Origin of the sequence: Tessaracoccus sp. O5.2 (genome assembly GCF_964266725.1) — a bacterium.
GTDB lineage: Bacteria > Actinomycetota > Actinomycetes > Propionibacteriales > Propionibacteriaceae > Arachnia > Arachnia lapidicapta.
Genome location: NZ_CAXWGV010000006.1, coordinates 117,571 through 134,793 on the forward strand (window position 1 = coordinate 117,571; position 17,223 = coordinate 134,793).

A 17,223-nucleotide genomic window follows, 5' to 3' on the forward strand; every position below is an offset into this window, starting at 1 on the left:
ACAGCGTCATCCGAGTCCACGCGGGTACTCTTGGGCCTCGTGATCGACCGTCCGCCGCTCCCCACGGCACCCTCGGCGGCGCTGGCCGTCGCGGCAGGGCTGCTCGTCGGCGCCGGCCAGGCGCCCATGGGGCTGTGGCCCGCGACACTGGCCGGGGTGGCCCTGTTCACGTGGCTCATGTCGGCACGCCCCGCGCGCTCCGCGCTGGGGCTCGGCTATCTGGCGGGGGCGGTCATGAACACCCTCACGGTGTCGTGGGTGTCGGTCCTCGGCACCGGCGTCGCCGTGGCGCTGATCGCCTTCATGGCGCTGTGGTGGGCCGTGCTGGCCTGGGCGGTGTCGCGGCTCACCGCCCTGCGCGCCTGGCCGCTGCTCGTCCCTGCGGCCTGGGTCGCGATGGAGTTCGCCTCGGGCAGCGTCCCCTTCGGCGGATTCCCGTGGACGCGCCTGGCTTACACGGCGATCGATCAGCCGATGTCGGGGCTGCTCCCGTGGGTCGGGGCCGCCGGGGTCAGCTATCTCGTCGCCCTGGTGGCGCAGCTGCTGCTCGTCGCGGTCACCTCCCGGCCGAAGGCCTTGCCGGCGCTCGCGGGGTCCGCCGCGGTGTTCGCCGTCGGAGGGCTGGCGAACCTGGCGCCCCTGCCGCCCGCCAGCGGCGAGGTGCAGGTCGCCATGGTGCAGCCGAACGTCAACCGGGCCGAGAAGGGCACCGACAGCTACGCCCGATCCGTGACCAACAACGCCCTGAGCGAGACAGTGTTCGCCCTCGCCGAGGCCCGGGCCACCGATCGGGCGCCGGACTTCGTCCTGTGGCCCGAGAACGCCACCGACGTCGATCCCGCCACCGACGCCGACACCCGGCGCCTGGTCGAGCTCTCGGTGCGGCTGGCCGACGCTCCGGTGTTCGTCGGGGCCCTCACCTTCCCGGACGTGCCCGACTCCCGCCAGACCTCGAGCATCTGGTGGCATCCCGACTCCGGTCCGGGCGACGTGTACCACAAGCGCAATCTCGTGCCGTTCGGCGAGTACATCCCCTTCCGCGACGTCCTGCTGCCTCGCCTGCCGATCCTGCGCCAGGTGGGCCGGCAATCCATCCCCGGCGAGGGGCCCGGCGTCGTGGAGGCACCAACGCTGACGCGGCCGGACCTGACCGTCGGCACGCTCATCTGCTTCGAACTGGCCTACGACGACACGGCCTACGACCTCGTCAGGTCCGGCGCGGATCTCGTCGTGTCGCAGTCGAACACCAACACCTACGCGGGCACCTTCGAGCCCCACCAGCAGCTCGTGCTCAACCGGGTCCGCGCCATGGAACTGCGCCGGGAGGTGGCCGCGGCGGCCCTGAACTCGACCTCCGCCGTCATCGACGCCCGCGGCAGGGTCCAGCAGATCACGGGCGAGTTCGAGGCGGCCAGCTTCCAGGTGACGCTGCCCCTGCGGGATCACGTGACGCCTGCTGTGGCGCTCGGACCCTGGCCGTCCTGGGCCGCGTCGCTCGCCGCTCTGGCGGGGCTCGCCGCTGCGCTGCGACGCCGCACGGGCAGGTCCGGGTAGCATGGCGCCCATGACCAGCCAGGACGCCCTCGACCGGGTTCTCGTCATCATCCCGACATACAACGAGGCTCAGAACATCGAGAGCATCACCACCCGGCTGCGCCGAGCGGTGCCGCACGCGCACATCCTCGTCGCCGACGACAACTCTCCCGACGGGACCGGGGCCATCGCAGACCGGCTGGCCGCCGACGACGACCACATCCACGTGATGCACCGCAAGGGCAAGGAGGGCCTCGGCGCCGCCTATCTCGCGGGGTTCCACTGGGGGCTCGACAACGGCTACGGCGTGCTCGTCTCGCACGACGCCGACGGCTCCCACCAACCGGAGGAACTGCCCCGGCTGCTGGCAGCCATCGACGCCGGTGCCGACATGGTCAAGGGGTCGCGCTGGGTCAAGGGCGGTTCGGTCGTCAACTGGCCCAAGACGCGCGAGCTCATCTCGAAGGGCGGATCGCTGTGGACCCGGCTGTGGCTGGGCATCCCCGTGAAGGACGCCACGGGCGGGTTCAACGCCTACCGGGCCGGCACGCTGCGCGGAATCAGCCTCGACGAGGTGGCCTCCGCCGGCTACTGCTTCCAGATCGACCTGGTGTGGCGCGCCCTCAAGAACGGCTTCCGCGTCGTCGAGGTGCCGATCGAGTTCGTGGAGCGCGAGTTCGGCGACTCGAAGATGAGCCGCAACATCGTCGTCGAGGCCCTCATCCGCACGACGCTGTGGGGCGTCGAGCACCGGATCGGACAGGTGCTCCGCGCCGTCCGCCGCCTCGCCGGGCGCAGGGCCGCGTGAGCGGGCAGCGGGGGACGCCCCGCGCGGTGGGTCTCAAGATCGGCGTCGTCGGGCTGGTGATCTTCCTGCTCGTCTTCGCCGAGATCGCCGCGATCCTGTGGGTCGCGGGGGAGATCGGGTGGTGGACGCTCGCCATCCTCCTGACCACGACCCTGATCGGCATCGTCCTGCTGCAACGGGAGTGGCGCAAGGCCTGGGCAGGTCTCGCGGACGCGCTCCGGTCAGGAGAACTGCCGTCCGGCCGCCTCGCGGACGCGTCGCTGGTGCTCATCGGAGGCGTGCTGCTCGTGCTCCCCGGTCTGTTGACCGACGTCATCGGCCTGCTTCTGCTGCTTCCGTTCACCCGCCCGTTCATGCGATCGGCGCTCGCTTGGGTGGCGTCGGCGGCATTGAAGCGCTCCGGCACGCCGGCCGGTCCGTCCAGCGTGATCCGGGGCGACGTCGTCGCGGAGCCGCAGACGCTCATCCCGGAGATCGAGCACGACGACCAGCCGCCGACGGAACGTCAGTAGAGCCGGTCAGACTCCCGCAGCTTCGTCAGCTGCTCGTTGAGGATGTCCTCGAGTTCGGGGATCGACCTGCGCTCGCGCAGCATGTCCCAGTGCGTGCGCGCCGGCTTGGTTTCCTTCTCCTCGCCGACCACGCCGTCGGAGCGCACGGCGACGGAGCCGCACTTCTTGCATTCCCATTCGGTCGGCAGCTCGGCCTCGAGGGCGAACGTCACGGCGAAATGGTGCCCCTTGGGGCAGTCGAACTCGATCTGGCGGCGCTCGGCGAACTCGACGCCCTGTTCGTCTTCGAATGTCTTGGAGCCAAGGCCCACACCACGCAGTGCACGGTCAGCCATCAATGTCCTCCTTCGTCTGCTGCATGAACAACGAACGGACGGGCCGATCGGTTCCGACCCCCTACCGAGTAGACCACATACCCCGGGCCCTGAGAACCTCTTTCAGCAAATCCGGCCGGTCGGTGACGATGCCGTCGACACCCCAGTCGAGGAGGCGGTGCATGGTGGTGGGGTCGTCGATGGTCCACACGTGGATCCGGCGGCCCGCTGCGTGGATGCGGCGGACGGTGCGCGGCGTCACCAGGTCGACCGTCATGGGGCCGACGGTGTGGCTGAGCGGCACTTGGAACACCTGACCACCCGGCGGCATCCCGCCCACGGCCATGGCCGCGACGCCCGCTGTCGATACGGCGGTGGGGACCTGCGGAAGCATCGCGCGGAATCGCCGGATCGTCACGCGGGAGAACGACCCCACGCACACGCGCCGCTCCGCCCGGTGGCGACGGAGGCACTCGGCGAGCGGGGCGGCGGCCGCCGCGTGCTTGATGTCGATGTTGAAGTTGCACTCGGGAAACACCTCGAGCAGCTCGTCCAGTGTGGGAATCGGCTCGCGGCCTCCCACCCGGAGCTCTTGGACCTCGCCCAGGGTCACGCCCGACATCGATCCTTCGACGTCGGTCACGCGCGCGAAGTCGTCGTCGTGGAAGGCGATGAGGTGGCCGTCGCGCGTGACGTGTACGTCGGTTTCGAGGTAGCGGTAACCGAGCCGGACCGCGTTGCTGAACGCGCGCACAGTGTTCTCGATGCCCAGATTCGCGGTGAGGAACGCGCCGCCGCGGTGGGCCATCGGGATGAACTCGGGGGACAGATAGTCCTCGTGCACACCGGCCATAGAGTCGCAGCTTATGGGCTGACTGTGGGTTTCGCCAAGGGTCGGGCTCCGCGGGCCCGCCGGATATGCCGTCGAGGGCGCGGTGGTGTATAGATGTGCGGATGGCAACCGTTGTGTCCATCCAGTCCGCCGTCGCGTACGGTCACGCCGGCAACTCGTCAGCCGTGTTCCCCCTGCAGAGGTCAGGTGTCGACGTGTGGCCCGTCTACACCGTCAACTTCTCGAACCACACTGGCTATGGCGCGTGGCGGGGTCCCCTCATCCCCGCCGACGACGTGTCCGAGGTGGTCCGCGGCATCGACGAACGCGGGGTGCTCGGGCAGGTCGACGCCCTGCTGTGCGGTTACCAGGGCACGCCGGAGGTGGGTCGCGTGATCCTCGACACGGCGGCGCTGATCCGGCAGCGGAACCCCGACGCGGTGTTCTGCGCCGACCCCGTCATGGGCGACGTCGACCGTGGCTTCTACGCGCGGCCCGGCATCCCGGAGTTCTGGCGCGACCACGTCGTCGAGCGCGCCGACATCATGACCCCCAACCTCTTCGAGCTGGAGTTCCTCACGGGCCGCTCCACCGCCACGACCGCCGACGTGTTGGCGGCCGCCGAGGCGCTGCGCGCACGCGGGCCGCGCGTCGTCGTCGTCACCTCGGTCGTCGGGGCGGACGCCTCCGACGACGTGATGCGCATGATCGGCGTGGGTCCGGACGGCGCCTGGCAGGTCGAGACGCCCGTGCTCGATCGGAAGTTCACCGGGTCGGGGGATCTCACCACGGCCATGTTCCTGGCGCACTGGCTGCGTACCCGCGACGTCGGTGAGGCGCTGGGGGCCACCGCGTCGATCGTCTACTCGGTCCTGGAGGCCACGACGGCGGCGGGCCACCCCGAGCTGCGGCTGGTGGCCGCGCAGGACGACATCGTGTCGCCCAGGTTCCGCTTCACGGCCGAACGGCTGGAGAGCTAGTCAGGCGTCGTTCTGCGGTGTGCCCCAGAAGACGTTGATGGAGGCGCCCAGCTTGTTGAGCCGCTGGGGCAGGTCCTCGTAGCCGCGGTTGATGACGTAGACGTCCATGAGGTTGGTGGTGCCCCGAGCGGCCATGGCCGCGAGCAGGAGGCACACCGCGGGGCGGAGGGCGGGGGGCGACTCGATCTCCCGGGCCCGCCACTTCGTGGGGCCCAGGATGAGCAGGCGGTGGGCGTCCATGAGCTGGATGTTGGCCCCCAGGTCGGCCAGCTTCTTGAGGTGGATGGCCCGGTTGTCGTAGACCCAGTCGTAGATGACGCTCTGGCCAGTCGCGGTGGCGCAGATGACCGCGAAGAACGGCAGGTTGTCGATGTTGAGGCCGGGGAAGGGCATCGGGTGGATCTTGTCCAGCGGTGCCACGAGATCCGACGGCACCACCGTCACGTCGACGAGGCGGGTCCTGCCGTTACGGCTGCGGTACTCCGGCGAGAGCTCGAGCCGCTGGCCCATCTCGTCGAGGACGGCAAACTCGACCTCGAGGAACTCGATCGGGCACCGGCGCACCGTGATCTCCGAGCGCGTGACGATCCCGGCAGTGACGAGACTCATCGCCTCGATCGGATCCTCCGAGATGTGGTATTCCACGTCGGCCTCGAGGTGGTCGCGCCCACGCACGGTCAGGGTGGTGGTCCCGATGCCGTCGATGTCGACGCCGAGTTCCTGCAGGAAGAAGCACAGGTCCTGCACCATGTAGTTGCCCGACGCGTTCCGCAGCACGGTCACGCCCGGGGCGCGGGCAGCCGCCATGACCGCATTCTCCGTGACGGTGTCGCCGCGTTCGATCAGGGTGATCGACCGCTCCACACCCTCGATGGGCTGCACGGTTGCGTGGTAGTTGCCCTCCGTCGCCTCGACCGTGAGACCCATCTTGCTCAGCGCGGACATATGGGGATGCACCGTCCTGGCACCCAGGTCGCAGCCGCCGGCGTAGGGGAGCAGGAACTGCTCGAACTCATGCATGAGCGGGCCCAACAGCATCAGGATGCTGCGCGTGCGCCTGGCCGCCCGCGCGTCGATGGTCTCGGGTGTGAGCGTCCCGGGTCGGACGATCTCCAGGTCGTTGTCGCCGATCCAGGTCAGTCGGACTCCGATCGAGGTGAGCACCTCGCTGATCCGGTCCACCTCCTCGATGCGCGCGATGCCGCGCAGCACGGTCCGGCCCTGGTTGAGCAGGCTCGCGCAGAGGATCGCCATGGCGGCGTTCTTGCTCGTGCGCACATCGATCTCCCCGCTGAGCCTCGTGGGCCCCTGGATCTCGAAGTTGACGTTGCCCTGGGTGGCCGTCTGGATGAGGGGCATGTCCAGCGCCTCGGCGAGGCGGTTGATCATGCTGAGGGACAGGTTCTGCTGACCGTTCTCGATGCGGTGCACCGCGCTCTGGACGGTGCCCAGTTCGTCGGCCAGCCGCTGCTGCGACCACCCGCGGGCCAGCCGCGCCTCCCGGATCATCCGTCCGATGGACTCACTCGTCGCACTCATCCGGCCAGACTATCTCATGTGTGAGATGGGCCATCGGTTTTGCTGGCAGACGGCCCGACGCGCGGCGACGCGTCGCACTACAGTGGGCGCCATGAGCTCTGATTTTGACGTCGTCGTCCTCGGTGCGGGCCCTGGTGGGTACGTCGCCGCCATCCGCGCCGCGCAGCTGGGGCTGCGCGTGGGCATCATCGAGAAGAAGTACTGGGGCGGTGTCTGCCTCAACGTCGGCTGCATCCCCACCAAGTCGCTGCTGCGCAACGCCGAGCTGGCGCACATCTTCACCCACGAGGCGGGCACGTTCGGCATCGAGGGCCAGGTGACGTTCGACTACGGCAAGGCGTACAGCCGGAGCCGTCAGGTCTCGGACCGGATGACCAAGGGCATCCACTACCTCATGAAGAAGAACAAGATCACGGAGATCGACGGCTGGGGAACGTTCGTCGATGACCACACCATCCGGGTCGCCGGCAACGACGGCCAGGAGCGCACGGTGACCTTCACCAACGCCATCGTCGCGGTGGGTGCCACGACCCGCCTGCTGCCCGGGACCTCGCTGTCGGACAACGTCGTGACCTATGAGGAGCAGATCCTCTCCGACTCGGTGCCGGACTCGATCATCGTGGGCGGCTCGGGGGCCATCGGCACCGAGTTCGCGTTCGTGCTCAGCCAGTACGGCGCGAAGGTCACCATCGTGGAGTACCTGGACCGCATGGTCCCCACCGAGGACGCCGAGGTGTCGGCGGAACTCGCCAAGGCGTACAAGAAGCTCGGCGTCACCGTGCTCACCTCGACCAAGGTCGAGAGCATCGAGGACACCGGCTCGGGGGTGCGGGTGACCGTGAGCCCGGCGGCCGGCGGCGAGCAGCAGGTCCTCGAGGCGGACCGGTTCCTGTCCGCCATCGGCTTCGCCCCCCGGACGGAGGGCTACGGCCTGGAGAACACCGGCGTGGCGCTGACCGAGCGTGGCGCCGTCGCGATCGACGAGTACATGCGCACCAACGTCGCGCACATCTACGCCATCGGCGACTGCACGGCCAAGATGATGCTCGCGCACACCGCCGAGGCGCAGGGCGTCGTGGCCGCCGAGACCATCGCCGGAGCCGAGACCCAGCCGATCAACTACGACATGATCCCGCGCGCCACATACTGCCAGCCGCAGATCGCCTCCTTCGGCTACACGGAGCAGCAGGCCCGCGACAAGGGCTTCGACGTCAAGGTCGCCAAGTTCCCGTTCGCGGCCAACGGCAAGGCGTGGGGGCTCGGCGAGGGGACCGGGTTCGTCAAGGTCGTGGCCGATGCCCGCTACAACGAGATCCTCGGCGCCCACATGATCGGCCCGGACGTCACGGAACTGCTGCCCGAGTTGACCTTGGCGCAGGCGTACGACCTCACGGCCGACGACGTCGCCCGCAACATCCACGCCCACCCGACGCTGTCCGAGGCGCTGAAGGAGGCCGTCGAGGGCATCGCCGGTCACATGATCAACTTCTGATCATGGACGACTCGTTCTCGCTGCGCGGACGCGTCGCCGTCGTCACGGGCGCCTCCCAGGGGATCGGGCGTGCCGTCGCGGTGGCCCTGGCCCAGGCCGGGGCCCGCGTGGGCTGCGCGTCACGCAGCGGGACGAGTGCCGAGGCAACGGTCGCTGACATCCGCGCGCTGGGAGGTGAGGCGGCGCCCGTGGCGAGCCACGTCACCGGCGCGGACCTCCTGGTCGACGGGGGCTACTGCTGCTGGTGATCCGGCTAGGGTGGCTTCATGGAGCAGCGCAACGTCGGCACCTCTGATCTCCGCGTGAGCGTCGTCGGGATGGGATGCAACAACTTCTCCCGCCCCAGGACCGCGACGGAGAGCCTTGAGCACAGCATCCGCGTCATCCACGCGGCCGTCGATCACGGCATCACCTTCTTCGACGGGGCGGACATCTACGGCGGCAGCCCCGGGCAGAGCGAGGAGTTCCTCGGCGAGGCGCTGCACGACCGGCGCGATCAGGTGGTCATCGCCACCAAGTTCGGCCATCAGGACTTCGCGATGCCGGGCGCTGACGCCTGGGGGCCGAAGGGGGCGCGCCGCTACGTGCGCTCCGCCGTCGAGGCCTCCCTCCGCCGGCTTCGGACCGACCACATCGACCTGCTGCAGATGCACACCCCGGACCCGGAGACTCCGATCGAGGAGACGCTCGCGATCCTGACGGACCTGGTCGGCGAAGGCAAGGTCCGCTACATCGGCCACTCGAACTTCTCCGGCGCGATGGCCCGCGAGGCCGCGGACATCTCGCTGGCGGAGGAGTACGAGTCGTTCATCTCGGCGCAGAACGAGTACTCCCTGCTCTCGCGGGACATCGAGTTCGACCTGCTACCTGCCGCCGTCGAGCTCGGCCTGGGCGTCTTCCCCTACTTCCCCCTCGCCAACGGCCTGCTGACCGGCAAGTACACCGCCGACGGAGGCGGCCAGGGCCGCATGCGCACCATCAAGTCGGCCCAGTTGGGCGACGTCGACTGGGACCTGCTCGACAGATACCGGGAGCTCTGCGACGACGCGGGCGTCCCGATGCTCCACGTCACCTTCCAGTGGCTGCTGAGCCGCCCCTCGATCTCGTCCGTCATCGCCGGGGCGACCCAGGTCGACCAGGTGGTGCAGAACGCCGCGGCCGGCGAGGCCCAGGTGCCGCGGGCTCTGCTGGACGCCGTCGACGAGCTTTTCGCTCCCTGAGCTCAGCTCACGAAGAGCGGATCGCCGGCGGTGACGTCGCCGACGGCGGCGTCGCTGATGCTGTCCGGCGCGGCATCCATGACCACGACCACGACGGTGGTGTCCATGCCCGGGTCCGTGATGGTCGCGGGATCCCAACTGACCACCGGATCGCCCGCGGCCACGGTGGCGCCCTGCTGCCCGTGGACCTCGAAGCCCTCGCCGGCCAGGCGCACCGTGTTGATGCCCACGTGTACGAGGATGCCGGTGTCGCCGCCCACGAGGACGATGAAGGCGTGCGGGCTCACCTTGAGCAGGACTCCGTCGACGGGGGAGACGACGGTCTGACGGCCGGCCCGGGGGCGGATGCCCACCCCGGGTCCCACGGTCTGCGCGCTGAAGACCGGATCCGGCACCTCAGCCATGGGAACGACGCTGCCGGCGCACGGCGCGAGGATCTGCATCACACACACTCCTTCGGATGTCGATGACGATGCGAGACTATCGCCGTTGCCACCGCAGCGGGGCGTGTCCGGACCCTTGACCGCGCCCGGCGCGACGATCAGCCCTTGCGACCGCCGCCCTTCCCCTTGGTGGGGGCCGAGGCGGTGGTCGGTTCGTCGGCCACGCCGTCGGTGTCGAGCGCGACGGACCGGAAGATCCGTCCCTCGGTGGATCCCGCATAGACGCGGCCACCGTGCACCACGATCGAGGTGCCGTCGACTCCGGTGGCGATGATGCGCGACTCGAGAGTCGTGGGGTCGACCCGGACGACGGTCGTGTCGGCCAAGTAGAACAAGGCGCCGTCGAAGTCCACATACAGGTCGCGCACCGTGGCGCTCAGGCTGATTCCCTCGGGATACCCAAGCTCCCGCTGCACCCCTCCCGCGACGTAGACCGGCCTGACCCACGGCACGGTCACGTACCCACCGGCGAAACGCTCCGTGAGTCGAGGCTGCTGGGAGAGCGCCCGGCCGGTGTCCTGTTGCCAGGATCCTGACTTGAGGACGAACGTGCCCACGGACCAGCTCATGCCGGCGTGCACGGTGCCATCGGGGGTGAGGACGCCGGAGTAGAAGCGCGACCAGTCAAGCAGTCCGTCGTCGCGGTGCTCAAGGCTCGCGGCGAACGCGGAGGTGCCAGTGCTCGTCGCCACGACCCCCGAAGCCCCTGCGGCGGCGTACCTGGCGCCGAACAGCCAGACGCTGCCGCCCTCGCCGACGGACACATCGAAGGTGTGGATCATGTTCAGGCCGTCGTCGATGTTTCGCCATGTCCCGGACGCATTCGTGGCGACCCCCGACGTGGCCCCGGCATGCCCGCTCGGGTCGGTCTTGGGGATCCACAGCGAGCCGTCCGGCGCCCGACGGACGACCTCGATGGCCTCGCTGAGCACGAGATGGGGGTCGCCCCAGCTCGCCGCGGCCAGGTCGAGGGGCACGGCCGCGATCCGGCCTTCCGGAACCGTGTGGGTGTCTGCGTTGTATCCCCAGTCGCCGTACCCGGCGACGAGCTGCCCATTGCGGTCGACGTTCATGTCGATGATCGTGCGTCCCACGGGGCACAGCTTGCCGGTGTCGCAGTACGTGCCGCCGTTCATCTGATCAGGCGCGGAGGAGTCGAAGGCCGTCTTCGATGCCATGGGGTGGGTGGCGAACAGCGTCATTCCGGCTGCGGGTCCCGGAACTCGGACCTTCGGCGCGGCATCGGCCGGGCCGATCAGGGGCGCGGTGAGGGCGGCGGCTGCCACGACGGTGGCGGCCAGGCGGGTTCTGAGCATGGATGTTCCTTGGGGTGGGGGGAGGAGGGTCAGCCGTTGAAGGCGATGACGTTGTTGAAGACCCAGCGGTCCTCGTAGCGGTAGGTACCGTCGCGGTAGACCGGCACGCGGGAGCGGATGAACGCGCGGCACCCGTTGTCCCCGGTCCATTCGTCGCCGCACGACGTCTTCCACGACCGACCGCCGGAGGTGAAGGTGCCCGTGTTGGCGAGCGGGTTGGATCCCCAGCTCGCCCGGGTGGCCGGCAGGTACGACAGGTTGTTGAACACCCAGTTCCAGCGCGTGCTCCAGCCGGTCCGGGTCTGGACGACCTCGGTGGCCCAGATGTAGGCGAAGCAGCGCTCTGTGGTGCTGTAGGGCTCGCACCGCGTGAACCACTTCCGTCCGCCCGAGGTCGCGTAGCCAGGGTTGTAGTAGACGCCCGTGGGCCGCGGCTGCTCGACGGCGGGTGCCGTGGGAGCGCTCGGCGCCGGTGTCACCGGTGCCTGGTCCGCGGCGTTGGTGAGGTGGCCGGCGTAGCCGACGGGAAGCCACTCCGTCAGCGCCCACGGGAAGGCGTTCTGCTTCAGCCCGTTGATGCGCGCGGACAGGACGGGATCCGTCTTCCACGGGTTGACGCCGTCGCCCATGCCGTAGGGGTGCTCGAAGTTCAGTGCCATCACGAAGGCGTTGCGGTCCGCCACGATTCCGCCGTACTTCTTCACCGCCCGCATCACCGCGGCCATCGTCGGATCGATGCCGTTGGCCCTGACGTAGGCGTCGACGTCGAAGCCGCGGGGGAACGTGAACACCTGCCCGGCAGCCGGTGCGGCGGGGAACGCGGCGGGGTCGAGCCCACCGTCGGTCTGCTTCGCCGGGAAGGAGATGGTGCCCTTGAGATAGTCGGGGAAGGTGACCGAGACCATGTGGTTGATCTCGCCACGGCGCACCTCTTCGGCGCCGATCTGGGTCAGCTCGTTGCTGATGCCGATGACGGAGCTGGAGCCGGTGAGGTAGCCGAGCCAGTAGTTGCCCGGGCCGGCCGTCCTGGTCGTGGGGTCGCCGTACCAGTAGCCCGAGGCGGCGAAGTGCCACTCGTTGCCGCTCGCGCCGCCCTTGGTGACGCCGTAGTAGCCGCGCATGATGCCGGTGGCGACGTCGAACGTGGCGAACGCTCGGTCCCCACCGTCCGAGGGCTTGGCCCAGGTCGGGATGGGAAGCCGCCCCGTGGTCACCTGGACCAGGCGCGGGAAGTTCACCACCCGGGCGTCGGTGGAGACGAAGGTGGCGAACGCCTGGTGGGGGTTCGACGAGTCGACGGTGTAGATCGGGATGTTGTCGTGCGCGTGGACGCCGCCACCGACGTTGACCCCCATCCGCAGCCACGGATCGAGCGTGTCGGGCAGATACTTGCGGGGGAGGGCGTCGGAGACGAACTTCGCGATGGCTGCGGAGTTGGCGGCGCGGGGAGCCGCGCCCACCAGGCGCGTGGCCATCGTGCCCTCCGCCACGTAGTGGTCCGGATGCAGCGGCGACCAGCGCTGGACCGCGGCCAGATCCGCAGCCGTCTTGCCCGGGTCGACCGCCGCGACGACAGGCTTTCTCGACGCGTCGGGGGTCGAGAAGCAGTGTGGGCCGACGGCGATACCGGAGGGCGGAGGCACGTAGTCGAAGCCGTTGTACACGCAGCCGCGCGCGGAGTCGACGCCCGAGGCGATTCCGCTGGTCTCGGCCTGCGCGGGCAGCGCCGGCGCCAGCGCGGCGAGGGCGACCGCCGCGGTCGCCCAGAGGGTCAGGAGTCTCGTCACGGGGGGACCGTAGACCCCCCTGGCAGGACCATTTGCCCCGATCGACGCCGGACGACCCAGCTGTGAACACAAGTTAGCCAAGAGTCGGGCCGAAGGTGACCGCCACCGCCGACGAACGTCGAGTGCTCCGGTGACCGAAGGTGAGGACGGCCGCGACACGTCCTCACCCGGCCGGGCTAGGGTCGCGGTGTGAACCGCGTCCATCCCGTCGTCCTCGTGCTGGTCGCCATCGCCTCCGTCCAGTTCGGCGCGTCCCTGGCCAAAGGCGCGTTCGACCTCGCGCACCCGGCGACCCTGGCACTCCTTCGCGGGGCCATCGCCAGCGTCGTGTTCCTCGCGATCGCGCCCCCACGCCTCACCGGGCGATCCCGGAGGGACTGGGTCGTCGCGGCGGGGTACGGCGTCTGTCTGGCGGGGATGAACGCGCTGATCTACCTCAGCTTCGCGCGGATCCCCGTCGGGCTGGCGGTCACTCTCGAGTTCGTCGGGCCCTTGGCGCTCGGGGTGCTGGGATCCCGCCGCGCGGTAGACCTCCTGTGGGTGGCGCTCGCCGCCGTCGGCGTGGTGCTCCTGGGCGCCGGACCGACCGCGCACGACCCCGTCGGCATCGCGCTGGCGTTGGGAGCCGGCGCCCTGTGGGCCGCCTACATCGCGCTCGCCGGACCGCTGGGCCGCCGTTGGCAGGGGGCGACGGGGCTCACCGTCGGCAGCGCGTTCGGCGTCCTCCTGTTGGCCGGTCCCGGCCTCGCCCTCGCCGACGGGGCGTGGCGCGACCCTCGCGTCCTGGGAGTCATGGCCATGGTCGCCCTGTTGAGCACCGTCATCCCGTACGGGCTCGAACTGCACGCGCGCCGCTCGATCTCCGCGGGGACGTTCGGGGTGCTCATGAGTCTCGAGCCGGCCGCCGCGGCGCTGTTCGCCTGGCTGGTCCTGGGAGAATGGCTGCGCCCGCTGGAGTGGCTGGCGATGGCCGCGGTCATCGCCGCGTCGGCGGGCGCGATCCGGACAGCGGCGACGAGGAGGGCACGTGGCCAGATCACCGTCGGGAACACCCGCGTTGAAGGCGCTTGATCAAGCAGGCGCCGGCTATCGCGTACACGAGTATGTGCACAACCCCAGGGAGCGGAACTTCGGGCTCGAGGCCGCGGCGGCGCTCGGCGTGCCCGCCGAGCGGGTGTTCAAGACGCTCCTCGCCACTGACGGCACCCGCCTGGTCGTAGGCGTGGTCCCCGTGGACCACGCGCTCGATCTCAAGGCACTGGCCGCCACCCTCGGGGCGAAGCGGTTGGCCATGGCCGATCCCGCCGCCGCGGAGCGCGCCACAGGCATGGTGGTGGGCGGCATCAGCCCGGTGGGGCAGAAGCGGGCGCTGCCGACCGTCGTGGACAGCTCCGCGCGACGTCACGACACCATCTTCGTCTCGGGCGGGCGGCGCGGCCTCGACGTAGAGCTGACCCTCGAGGACCTGGTCAGGGTGACCCGGGCGCTGGTGGCTCCCATCTCCGCCGGGTAGTCTCGCGCCATGAGCGACGAGACGACCGTGACCAGGAACGACGCCCGCAACCGCTATGAACTGCGGCTCGGCGACGAGCTCATCGGGCGGGTGGACTACCGGGTCGATGGCGACGTCATGGACATGTATCACACGGAGGTGGACCCGGCGCACGGGGGCAACGGCTACGGCAACCGCCTCGTCGCCCACGCCGTCGCCGACGCGGCCGACACCGGCCTGATGATCCGGCCGACCTGCCCGTTCATCGCCACATACCTCGACCGGCACCCGGAGTACGCCGACCTGCGCGCCTGACGCCCGAGATGACGGGGCGCCCCCGCCGGGGGCAGAATGGCCTTGTCCTGTCAGCACATCCGAGGGAGACCCCATGAGTGGAGTCATCACCGTCCGCCGTAACGACGATGCGGAACAGGTGACGCTGACCACCACGACGACGGGTCTCGACCTGTTCGGCGAGGACCGCACCGTCGTTGCGATGCGGGTCGCCGGTGAACTGCGCGACCTCGCCCGCGAGCTGAACGACGGCGACGTCGTCGAGCCCGTCACCATCGACAGCCCGGAAGGGCTCAGCGTGTTGCGCCACTCGGCCGGCCACGTCACCGCCCAGGCCCTGCAGAGCCTGCACGTCGACGCGAAGCTCGGGATCGGCCCGCCGATCACCGACGGCTTCTATTACGACTTCGCCACGGGAGCGCTGACCCCCGAGGACCTCAAGGCCATCGAGAAGAAGATGGGCCAGATCGTCAAGGAACGGCAGCGCTTCGTGCGCCGCGTCGTCAGCGACGAGGAGGCCAGGAGCGAGCTCGCCGAAGAGCCGTTCAAGCTTGAACTCATCGCCGACAAGGGGTCATCCACGGACGCCGACGGATCCAGCGTGGAAGTGGGCGCCGGCGAGCTCACCATCTACGACAACGTCCGCCGGGACGGTTCGGTCGCCTGGAAGGACCTGTGTCGCGGTCCCCACATCCCGCACACCGGATACCTCGGCAACGGCTGGGCGCTGACCCGCACGTCGGCCGCCTACTGGCGCGGCGACCAGCGCAACACCGCCCTCCAGCGCGTGTACGGCACCGCATGGCCGTCGAAGGACGACCTGCAGGCCTACCAGCACCGCCTCGAGGAGGCCGCCAAGCGCGACCACCGCAAGCTCGGCGTCGAGCTGGACCTGTTCAGCTTCCACGAGGTCGTCGGCTCCGGCCTGCCCCTCTTCCATCCCCGCGGCGGCGTCATCAAGCGCGCCATGGAGGACTACGTGCGCACCCGACACATCGAGGAGGGCTTCGACTACGTCGGGACGCCGCACATCGCCAAGGAGGACCTCTTCTACACCTCGGGGCACCTGCCGTACTACGCCGACGGCATGTTCCCGCCCCTCCTCGAGGACGCCGAGCGTGACGAACAGGGGGCCGTGGTGCGAGGCGGGCAGGCGTACCGCCTCAAGGCGATGAACTGCCCCATGCACAACCTCATCTTCTCCTCGCGCGGCCGCTCGTACCGCGAGCTCCCTCTCCGGTTCTTCGAGTTCGGCACTGTCTACCGCGACGAGAAGTCCGGCGTGGTCCAGGGCCTCACCCGGGTGCGTTCGATCACGCAGGACGATTCGCACAGCTACTGCGCGAAGGAACAGGCCCCCGACGAGGTGCGCCACCTGCTGCGTTTCATCCTGTCGCTGCTGACGGACTTCGGCCTGACGGATGTCGCGCTCGAGGTGTCCACCCGCGACGAGGACGGCCGCAAGGCGGACAAGTTCATCGGGTCGGACGAGCAGTGGGCCGAGGCCACCGCAATCCTCGAGGCCATCGCGCACGAGTCCGGTCTGCCCGTCGTGGCGGATCCGGGCGGCGCCGCCTACTACGGGCCCAAGATCTCCATCCAGGCCAAGGACGCCATCGGCCGCACATGGCAGATGTCGACCATCCAGTACGACTTCAATCAGCCGGAGCGGTTCGAGCTCGAGTACACGGCGTCCGACGGCAGCCGGCAGCGGCCCGTGATGATCCACTCGGCCAAGTTCGGGTCCATCGAGCGCTTCATGGGCGTCCTCATCGAGCACTACGCGGGGGCCTTCCCCGCGTGGCTGTCGCCGGTGCAGGTGGTCGCGGTCCCCGTCGCGGCGGAGTTCAACGACTACCTCGACGGCGTCGTCGCCCGGCTGCGGGCCGCGGGCGTCCGGGTCCAGTTCGACGACTCCGACGACCGATTCGGCAAGAAGATCCGCAACGCCGCGAAGGAGAAGGCGCCGTTCGTGCTCATCGCCGGCGGCGACGACCGGGACGCCGGCGCGGTCTCGTTCCGGTTCCGCGACGGCTCACAGCGTAACCAGGTGCCTGTCGACGAGGCCGTGGCGCACATCATCGACGTCATCGGCTCGCGCACGAACACCTCACCCAGCGCCGATGCCTGAGGTGGAGTCCACCGACGCTCTGGCGGGCGTCCCCGACGCCTTCCAGCGCCTGTGGACGCCGCACCGGATGGTCTACATCCAGGGAGACCTCAAGCCGACACACCCGGGGGAGTGCCCCTTCTGCAGCGCACCGCGGCGCGAGGACGCGGACGGGCTCATCGTCGCGCGGGGAACGTACGCCTACGTGGTGATGAACCTGTTCCCGTACTCGCCCGGGCACCTGCTCGTGTGCCCCTACCGGCACCTGAGCGACTACCCGGACCTGACGCCCGAGGAGACCTTGGAGATCGCGCAGCTGACCCAGCGGGCGATACGGGTGATCAGGCGCGTCTCCGGGGCGCAGGGATTCAACATCGGGATGAACATGGGCGAAGTGGCCGGCGCGGGTATCGCGATGCACCTGCATCAGCACATCGTCCCGCGCTGGACGGGGGACATGAACTTCCTGCCCATCGTGGCCCGGACGAGGGCCCTGCCCCAGCTGCTCGGGGATGCCCGGGACCTGCTCGCCGCCGCCTGGGAGGAGTGAG

The 17,223-nt window shown here is 69.6% G+C and carries 18 protein-coding genes; 12 read left to right on the forward strand and 6 right to left on the reverse strand.

Annotation, left to right across the window (positions count from 1 at the left end):
- Positions 1 to 39 precede the first annotated feature (39 nt).
- The 3 genes from lnt to ACFQPD_RS04040 are packed head-to-tail and all read left to right on the forward strand — an operon-like array spanning position 40 to position 2,853.
- Positions 40 to 1,554, forward strand: a complete 1,515-nt coding sequence (lnt, locus tag ACFQPD_RS04030) for an apolipoprotein N-acyltransferase (protein WP_385898676.1) — start codon at positions 40 to 42, stop codon at positions 1,552 to 1,554.
- A gap of 10 nt (positions 1,555 to 1,564) precedes the next feature.
- A complete protein-coding gene (locus ACFQPD_RS04035; RefSeq protein WP_385898678.1) occupies positions 1,565 to 2,341 on the forward strand; it encodes a polyprenol monophosphomannose synthase in 777 nt (258 codons plus the stop codon).
- Positions 2,338 to 2,853 carry an FxsA family protein gene (locus ACFQPD_RS04040; protein ID WP_068751424.1) on the forward strand — a complete coding sequence of 172 codons (516 nt, stop codon included), beginning with the start codon at positions 2,338 to 2,340 and terminating at the stop codon, positions 2,851 to 2,853. The genes ACFQPD_RS04035 and ACFQPD_RS04040 overlap by 4 nt, the downstream gene beginning before the upstream one ends.
- On the opposite strand, the gene ACFQPD_RS04045 is transcribed toward ACFQPD_RS04040, so the two are convergent.
- Positions 2,847 to 3,188 (reverse strand): RNA polymerase-binding protein RbpA, encoded by a 342-nt coding sequence (locus tag ACFQPD_RS04045; RefSeq protein ID WP_068751425.1) that lies wholly within the window; start codon positions 3,186 to 3,188, stop codon positions 2,847 to 2,849. The genes ACFQPD_RS04040 and ACFQPD_RS04045 overlap by 7 nt on opposite strands.
- 61 nt (positions 3,189 to 3,249) lie before the next feature.
- The gene (locus ACFQPD_RS04050; RefSeq protein ID WP_353082142.1) at positions 3,250 to 4,020 is read right to left on the reverse strand and encodes a glycerophosphodiester phosphodiesterase; all 771 of its coding nucleotides are present in this window, start codon (positions 4,018 to 4,020) and stop codon (positions 3,250 to 3,252) included.
- 101 nt (positions 4,021 to 4,121) lie between these two features.
- Between ACFQPD_RS04050 and pdxY the strand changes: the two genes are divergently transcribed.
- On the forward strand, positions 4,122 to 4,979 hold the full coding sequence (pdxY, locus tag ACFQPD_RS04055; RefSeq protein WP_353082143.1) for a pyridoxal kinase PdxY: 858 nt from the start codon (positions 4,122 to 4,124) through the stop codon (positions 4,977 to 4,979).
- Here pdxY and ACFQPD_RS04060 read toward each other — a convergent pair whose 3' ends face one another.
- Positions 4,980 to 6,518, reverse strand: coding sequence for a helix-turn-helix domain-containing protein (locus ACFQPD_RS04060; RefSeq protein WP_385898679.1), 1,539 nt, complete (start codon positions 6,516 to 6,518; stop codon positions 4,980 to 4,982).
- Between the two features lie 91 nt (positions 6,519 to 6,609).
- Here ACFQPD_RS04060 and lpdA point away from each other — a divergent pair, with 91 nt between their 5' ends.
- Genes lpdA through ACFQPD_RS04075 form a run of 3 tightly spaced genes read left to right on the forward strand, consistent with a single transcriptional unit; the run spans position 6,610 to position 9,230 of the window.
- The gene (gene lpdA / locus ACFQPD_RS04065; protein WP_385898681.1) at positions 6,610 to 8,010 is read left to right on the forward strand and encodes a dihydrolipoyl dehydrogenase; all 1,401 of its coding nucleotides are present in this window, start codon (positions 6,610 to 6,612) and stop codon (positions 8,008 to 8,010) included.
- Between the two features lie 2 nt (positions 8,011 to 8,012).
- Positions 8,013 to 8,258, forward strand: coding sequence for an SDR family NAD(P)-dependent oxidoreductase (locus ACFQPD_RS04070; protein WP_385898684.1), 246 nt, complete (start codon positions 8,013 to 8,015; stop codon positions 8,256 to 8,258).
- Between the two features lie 18 nt (positions 8,259 to 8,276).
- The gene (locus ACFQPD_RS04075; protein ID WP_385898686.1) at positions 8,277 to 9,230 is read left to right on the forward strand and encodes an aldo/keto reductase; all 954 of its coding nucleotides are present in this window, start codon (positions 8,277 to 8,279) and stop codon (positions 9,228 to 9,230) included.
- Between the two features lie 2 nt (positions 9,231 to 9,232).
- Here ACFQPD_RS04075 and ACFQPD_RS04080 read toward each other — a convergent pair whose 3' ends face one another.
- The 3 genes from ACFQPD_RS04080 to ACFQPD_RS04090 form a co-directional block, all read right to left on the reverse strand.
- Positions 9,233 to 9,673 carry a PTS glucose transporter subunit IIA gene (locus ACFQPD_RS04080; protein ID WP_385898689.1) on the reverse strand — a complete coding sequence of 147 codons (441 nt, stop codon included), beginning with the start codon at positions 9,671 to 9,673 and terminating at the stop codon, positions 9,233 to 9,235.
- A gap of 98 nt (positions 9,674 to 9,771) precedes the next feature.
- Entirely contained in the window at positions 9,772 to 10,989 is a 1,218-nt protein-coding gene (locus tag ACFQPD_RS04085; RefSeq protein ID WP_385898691.1) for a hypothetical protein, read from the reverse strand.
- Between the two features lie 29 nt (positions 10,990 to 11,018).
- Positions 11,019 to 12,776, reverse strand: coding sequence for a hypothetical protein (locus tag ACFQPD_RS04090; RefSeq protein WP_385898692.1), 1,758 nt, complete (start codon positions 12,774 to 12,776; stop codon positions 11,019 to 11,021).
- A 189-nt stretch (positions 12,777 to 12,965) separates the two neighbouring features.
- Here ACFQPD_RS04090 and ACFQPD_RS04095 point away from each other — a divergent pair, with 189 nt between their 5' ends.
- The 5 genes from ACFQPD_RS04095 (at position 12,966) to ACFQPD_RS04115 (ending at position 17,222) form a co-directional block, all read left to right on the forward strand.
- A complete protein-coding gene (locus tag ACFQPD_RS04095) occupies positions 12,966 to 13,847 on the forward strand; it encodes a DMT family transporter (protein ID WP_385898695.1) in 882 nt (293 codons plus the stop codon).
- 34 nt (positions 13,848 to 13,881) lie between these two features.
- Positions 13,882 to 14,289, forward strand: coding sequence for an aminoacyl-tRNA deacylase (locus tag ACFQPD_RS04100; RefSeq protein ID WP_385898697.1), 408 nt, complete (start codon positions 13,882 to 13,884; stop codon positions 14,287 to 14,289).
- Between the two features lie 9 nt (positions 14,290 to 14,298).
- On the forward strand, positions 14,299 to 14,583 hold the full coding sequence (locus ACFQPD_RS04105; protein WP_385898699.1) for a GNAT family N-acetyltransferase: 285 nt from the start codon (positions 14,299 to 14,301) through the stop codon (positions 14,581 to 14,583).
- 73 nt (positions 14,584 to 14,656) lie between these two features.
- A complete protein-coding gene (gene thrS, locus ACFQPD_RS04110; RefSeq protein ID WP_385898702.1) occupies positions 14,657 to 16,693 on the forward strand; it encodes a threonine--tRNA ligase in 2,037 nt (678 codons plus the stop codon).
- Positions 16,686 to 17,222 carry an HIT family protein gene (locus tag ACFQPD_RS04115; RefSeq protein WP_385898703.1) on the forward strand — a complete coding sequence of 179 codons (537 nt, stop codon included), beginning with the start codon at positions 16,686 to 16,688 and terminating at the stop codon, positions 17,220 to 17,222. Before thrS ends, ACFQPD_RS04115 begins: the two co-directional genes overlap by 8 nt.
- The last annotated feature ends 1 nt before the right edge of the window (position 17,223 follow it).

Bases quoted from the DNA above. Each gene is read 5' to 3' on its own strand.
- lpdA (WP_385898681.1), top strand. From the start codon at position 6,610: ATGAGCTCTGATTTTGACGTCGTCGTCCTCGGTGCGGGCCCTGGTGGG.
- pdxY (WP_353082143.1), top strand. From the start codon at position 4,122: ATGGCAACCGTTGTGTCCATCCAGTCCGCCGTCGCGTACGGTCACGCC.
- ACFQPD_RS04075 (WP_385898686.1), top strand. From the start codon at position 8,277: ATGGAGCAGCGCAACGTCGGCACCTCTGATCTCCGCGTGAGCGTCGTC.
- ACFQPD_RS04115 (WP_385898703.1), top strand. From the start codon at position 16,686: ATGCCTGAGGTGGAGTCCACCGACGCTCTGGCGGGCGTCCCCGACGCC.
- ACFQPD_RS04035 (WP_385898678.1), top strand. From the start codon at position 1,565: ATGACCAGCCAGGACGCCCTCGACCGGGTTCTCGTCATCATCCCGACA.
- ACFQPD_RS04105 (WP_385898699.1), top strand. From the start codon at position 14,299: ATGAGCGACGAGACGACCGTGACCAGGAACGACGCCCGCAACCGCTAT.
- ACFQPD_RS04070 (WP_385898684.1), top strand. From the start codon at position 8,013: ATGGACGACTCGTTCTCGCTGCGCGGACGCGTCGCCGTCGTCACGGGC.
- ACFQPD_RS04085 (WP_385898691.1), bottom strand. From the start codon at position 10,989: ATGCTCAGAACCCGCCTGGCCGCCACCGTCGTGGCAGCCGCCGCCCTC.
- ACFQPD_RS04045 (WP_068751425.1), bottom strand. From the start codon at position 3,188: ATGGCTGACCGTGCACTGCGTGGTGTGGGCCTTGGCTCCAAGACATTC.
- thrS (WP_385898702.1), top strand. From the start codon at position 14,657: ATGAGTGGAGTCATCACCGTCCGCCGTAACGACGATGCGGAACAGGTG.
- ACFQPD_RS04080 (WP_385898689.1), bottom strand. From the start codon at position 9,673: ATGCAGATCCTCGCGCCGTGCGCCGGCAGCGTCGTTCCCATGGCTGAG.
- ACFQPD_RS04060 (WP_385898679.1), bottom strand. From the start codon at position 6,518: ATGAGTGCGACGAGTGAGTCCATCGGACGGATGATCCGGGAGGCGCGG.
- ACFQPD_RS04050 (WP_353082142.1), bottom strand. From the start codon at position 4,020: ATGGCCGGTGTGCACGAGGACTATCTGTCCCCCGAGTTCATCCCGATG.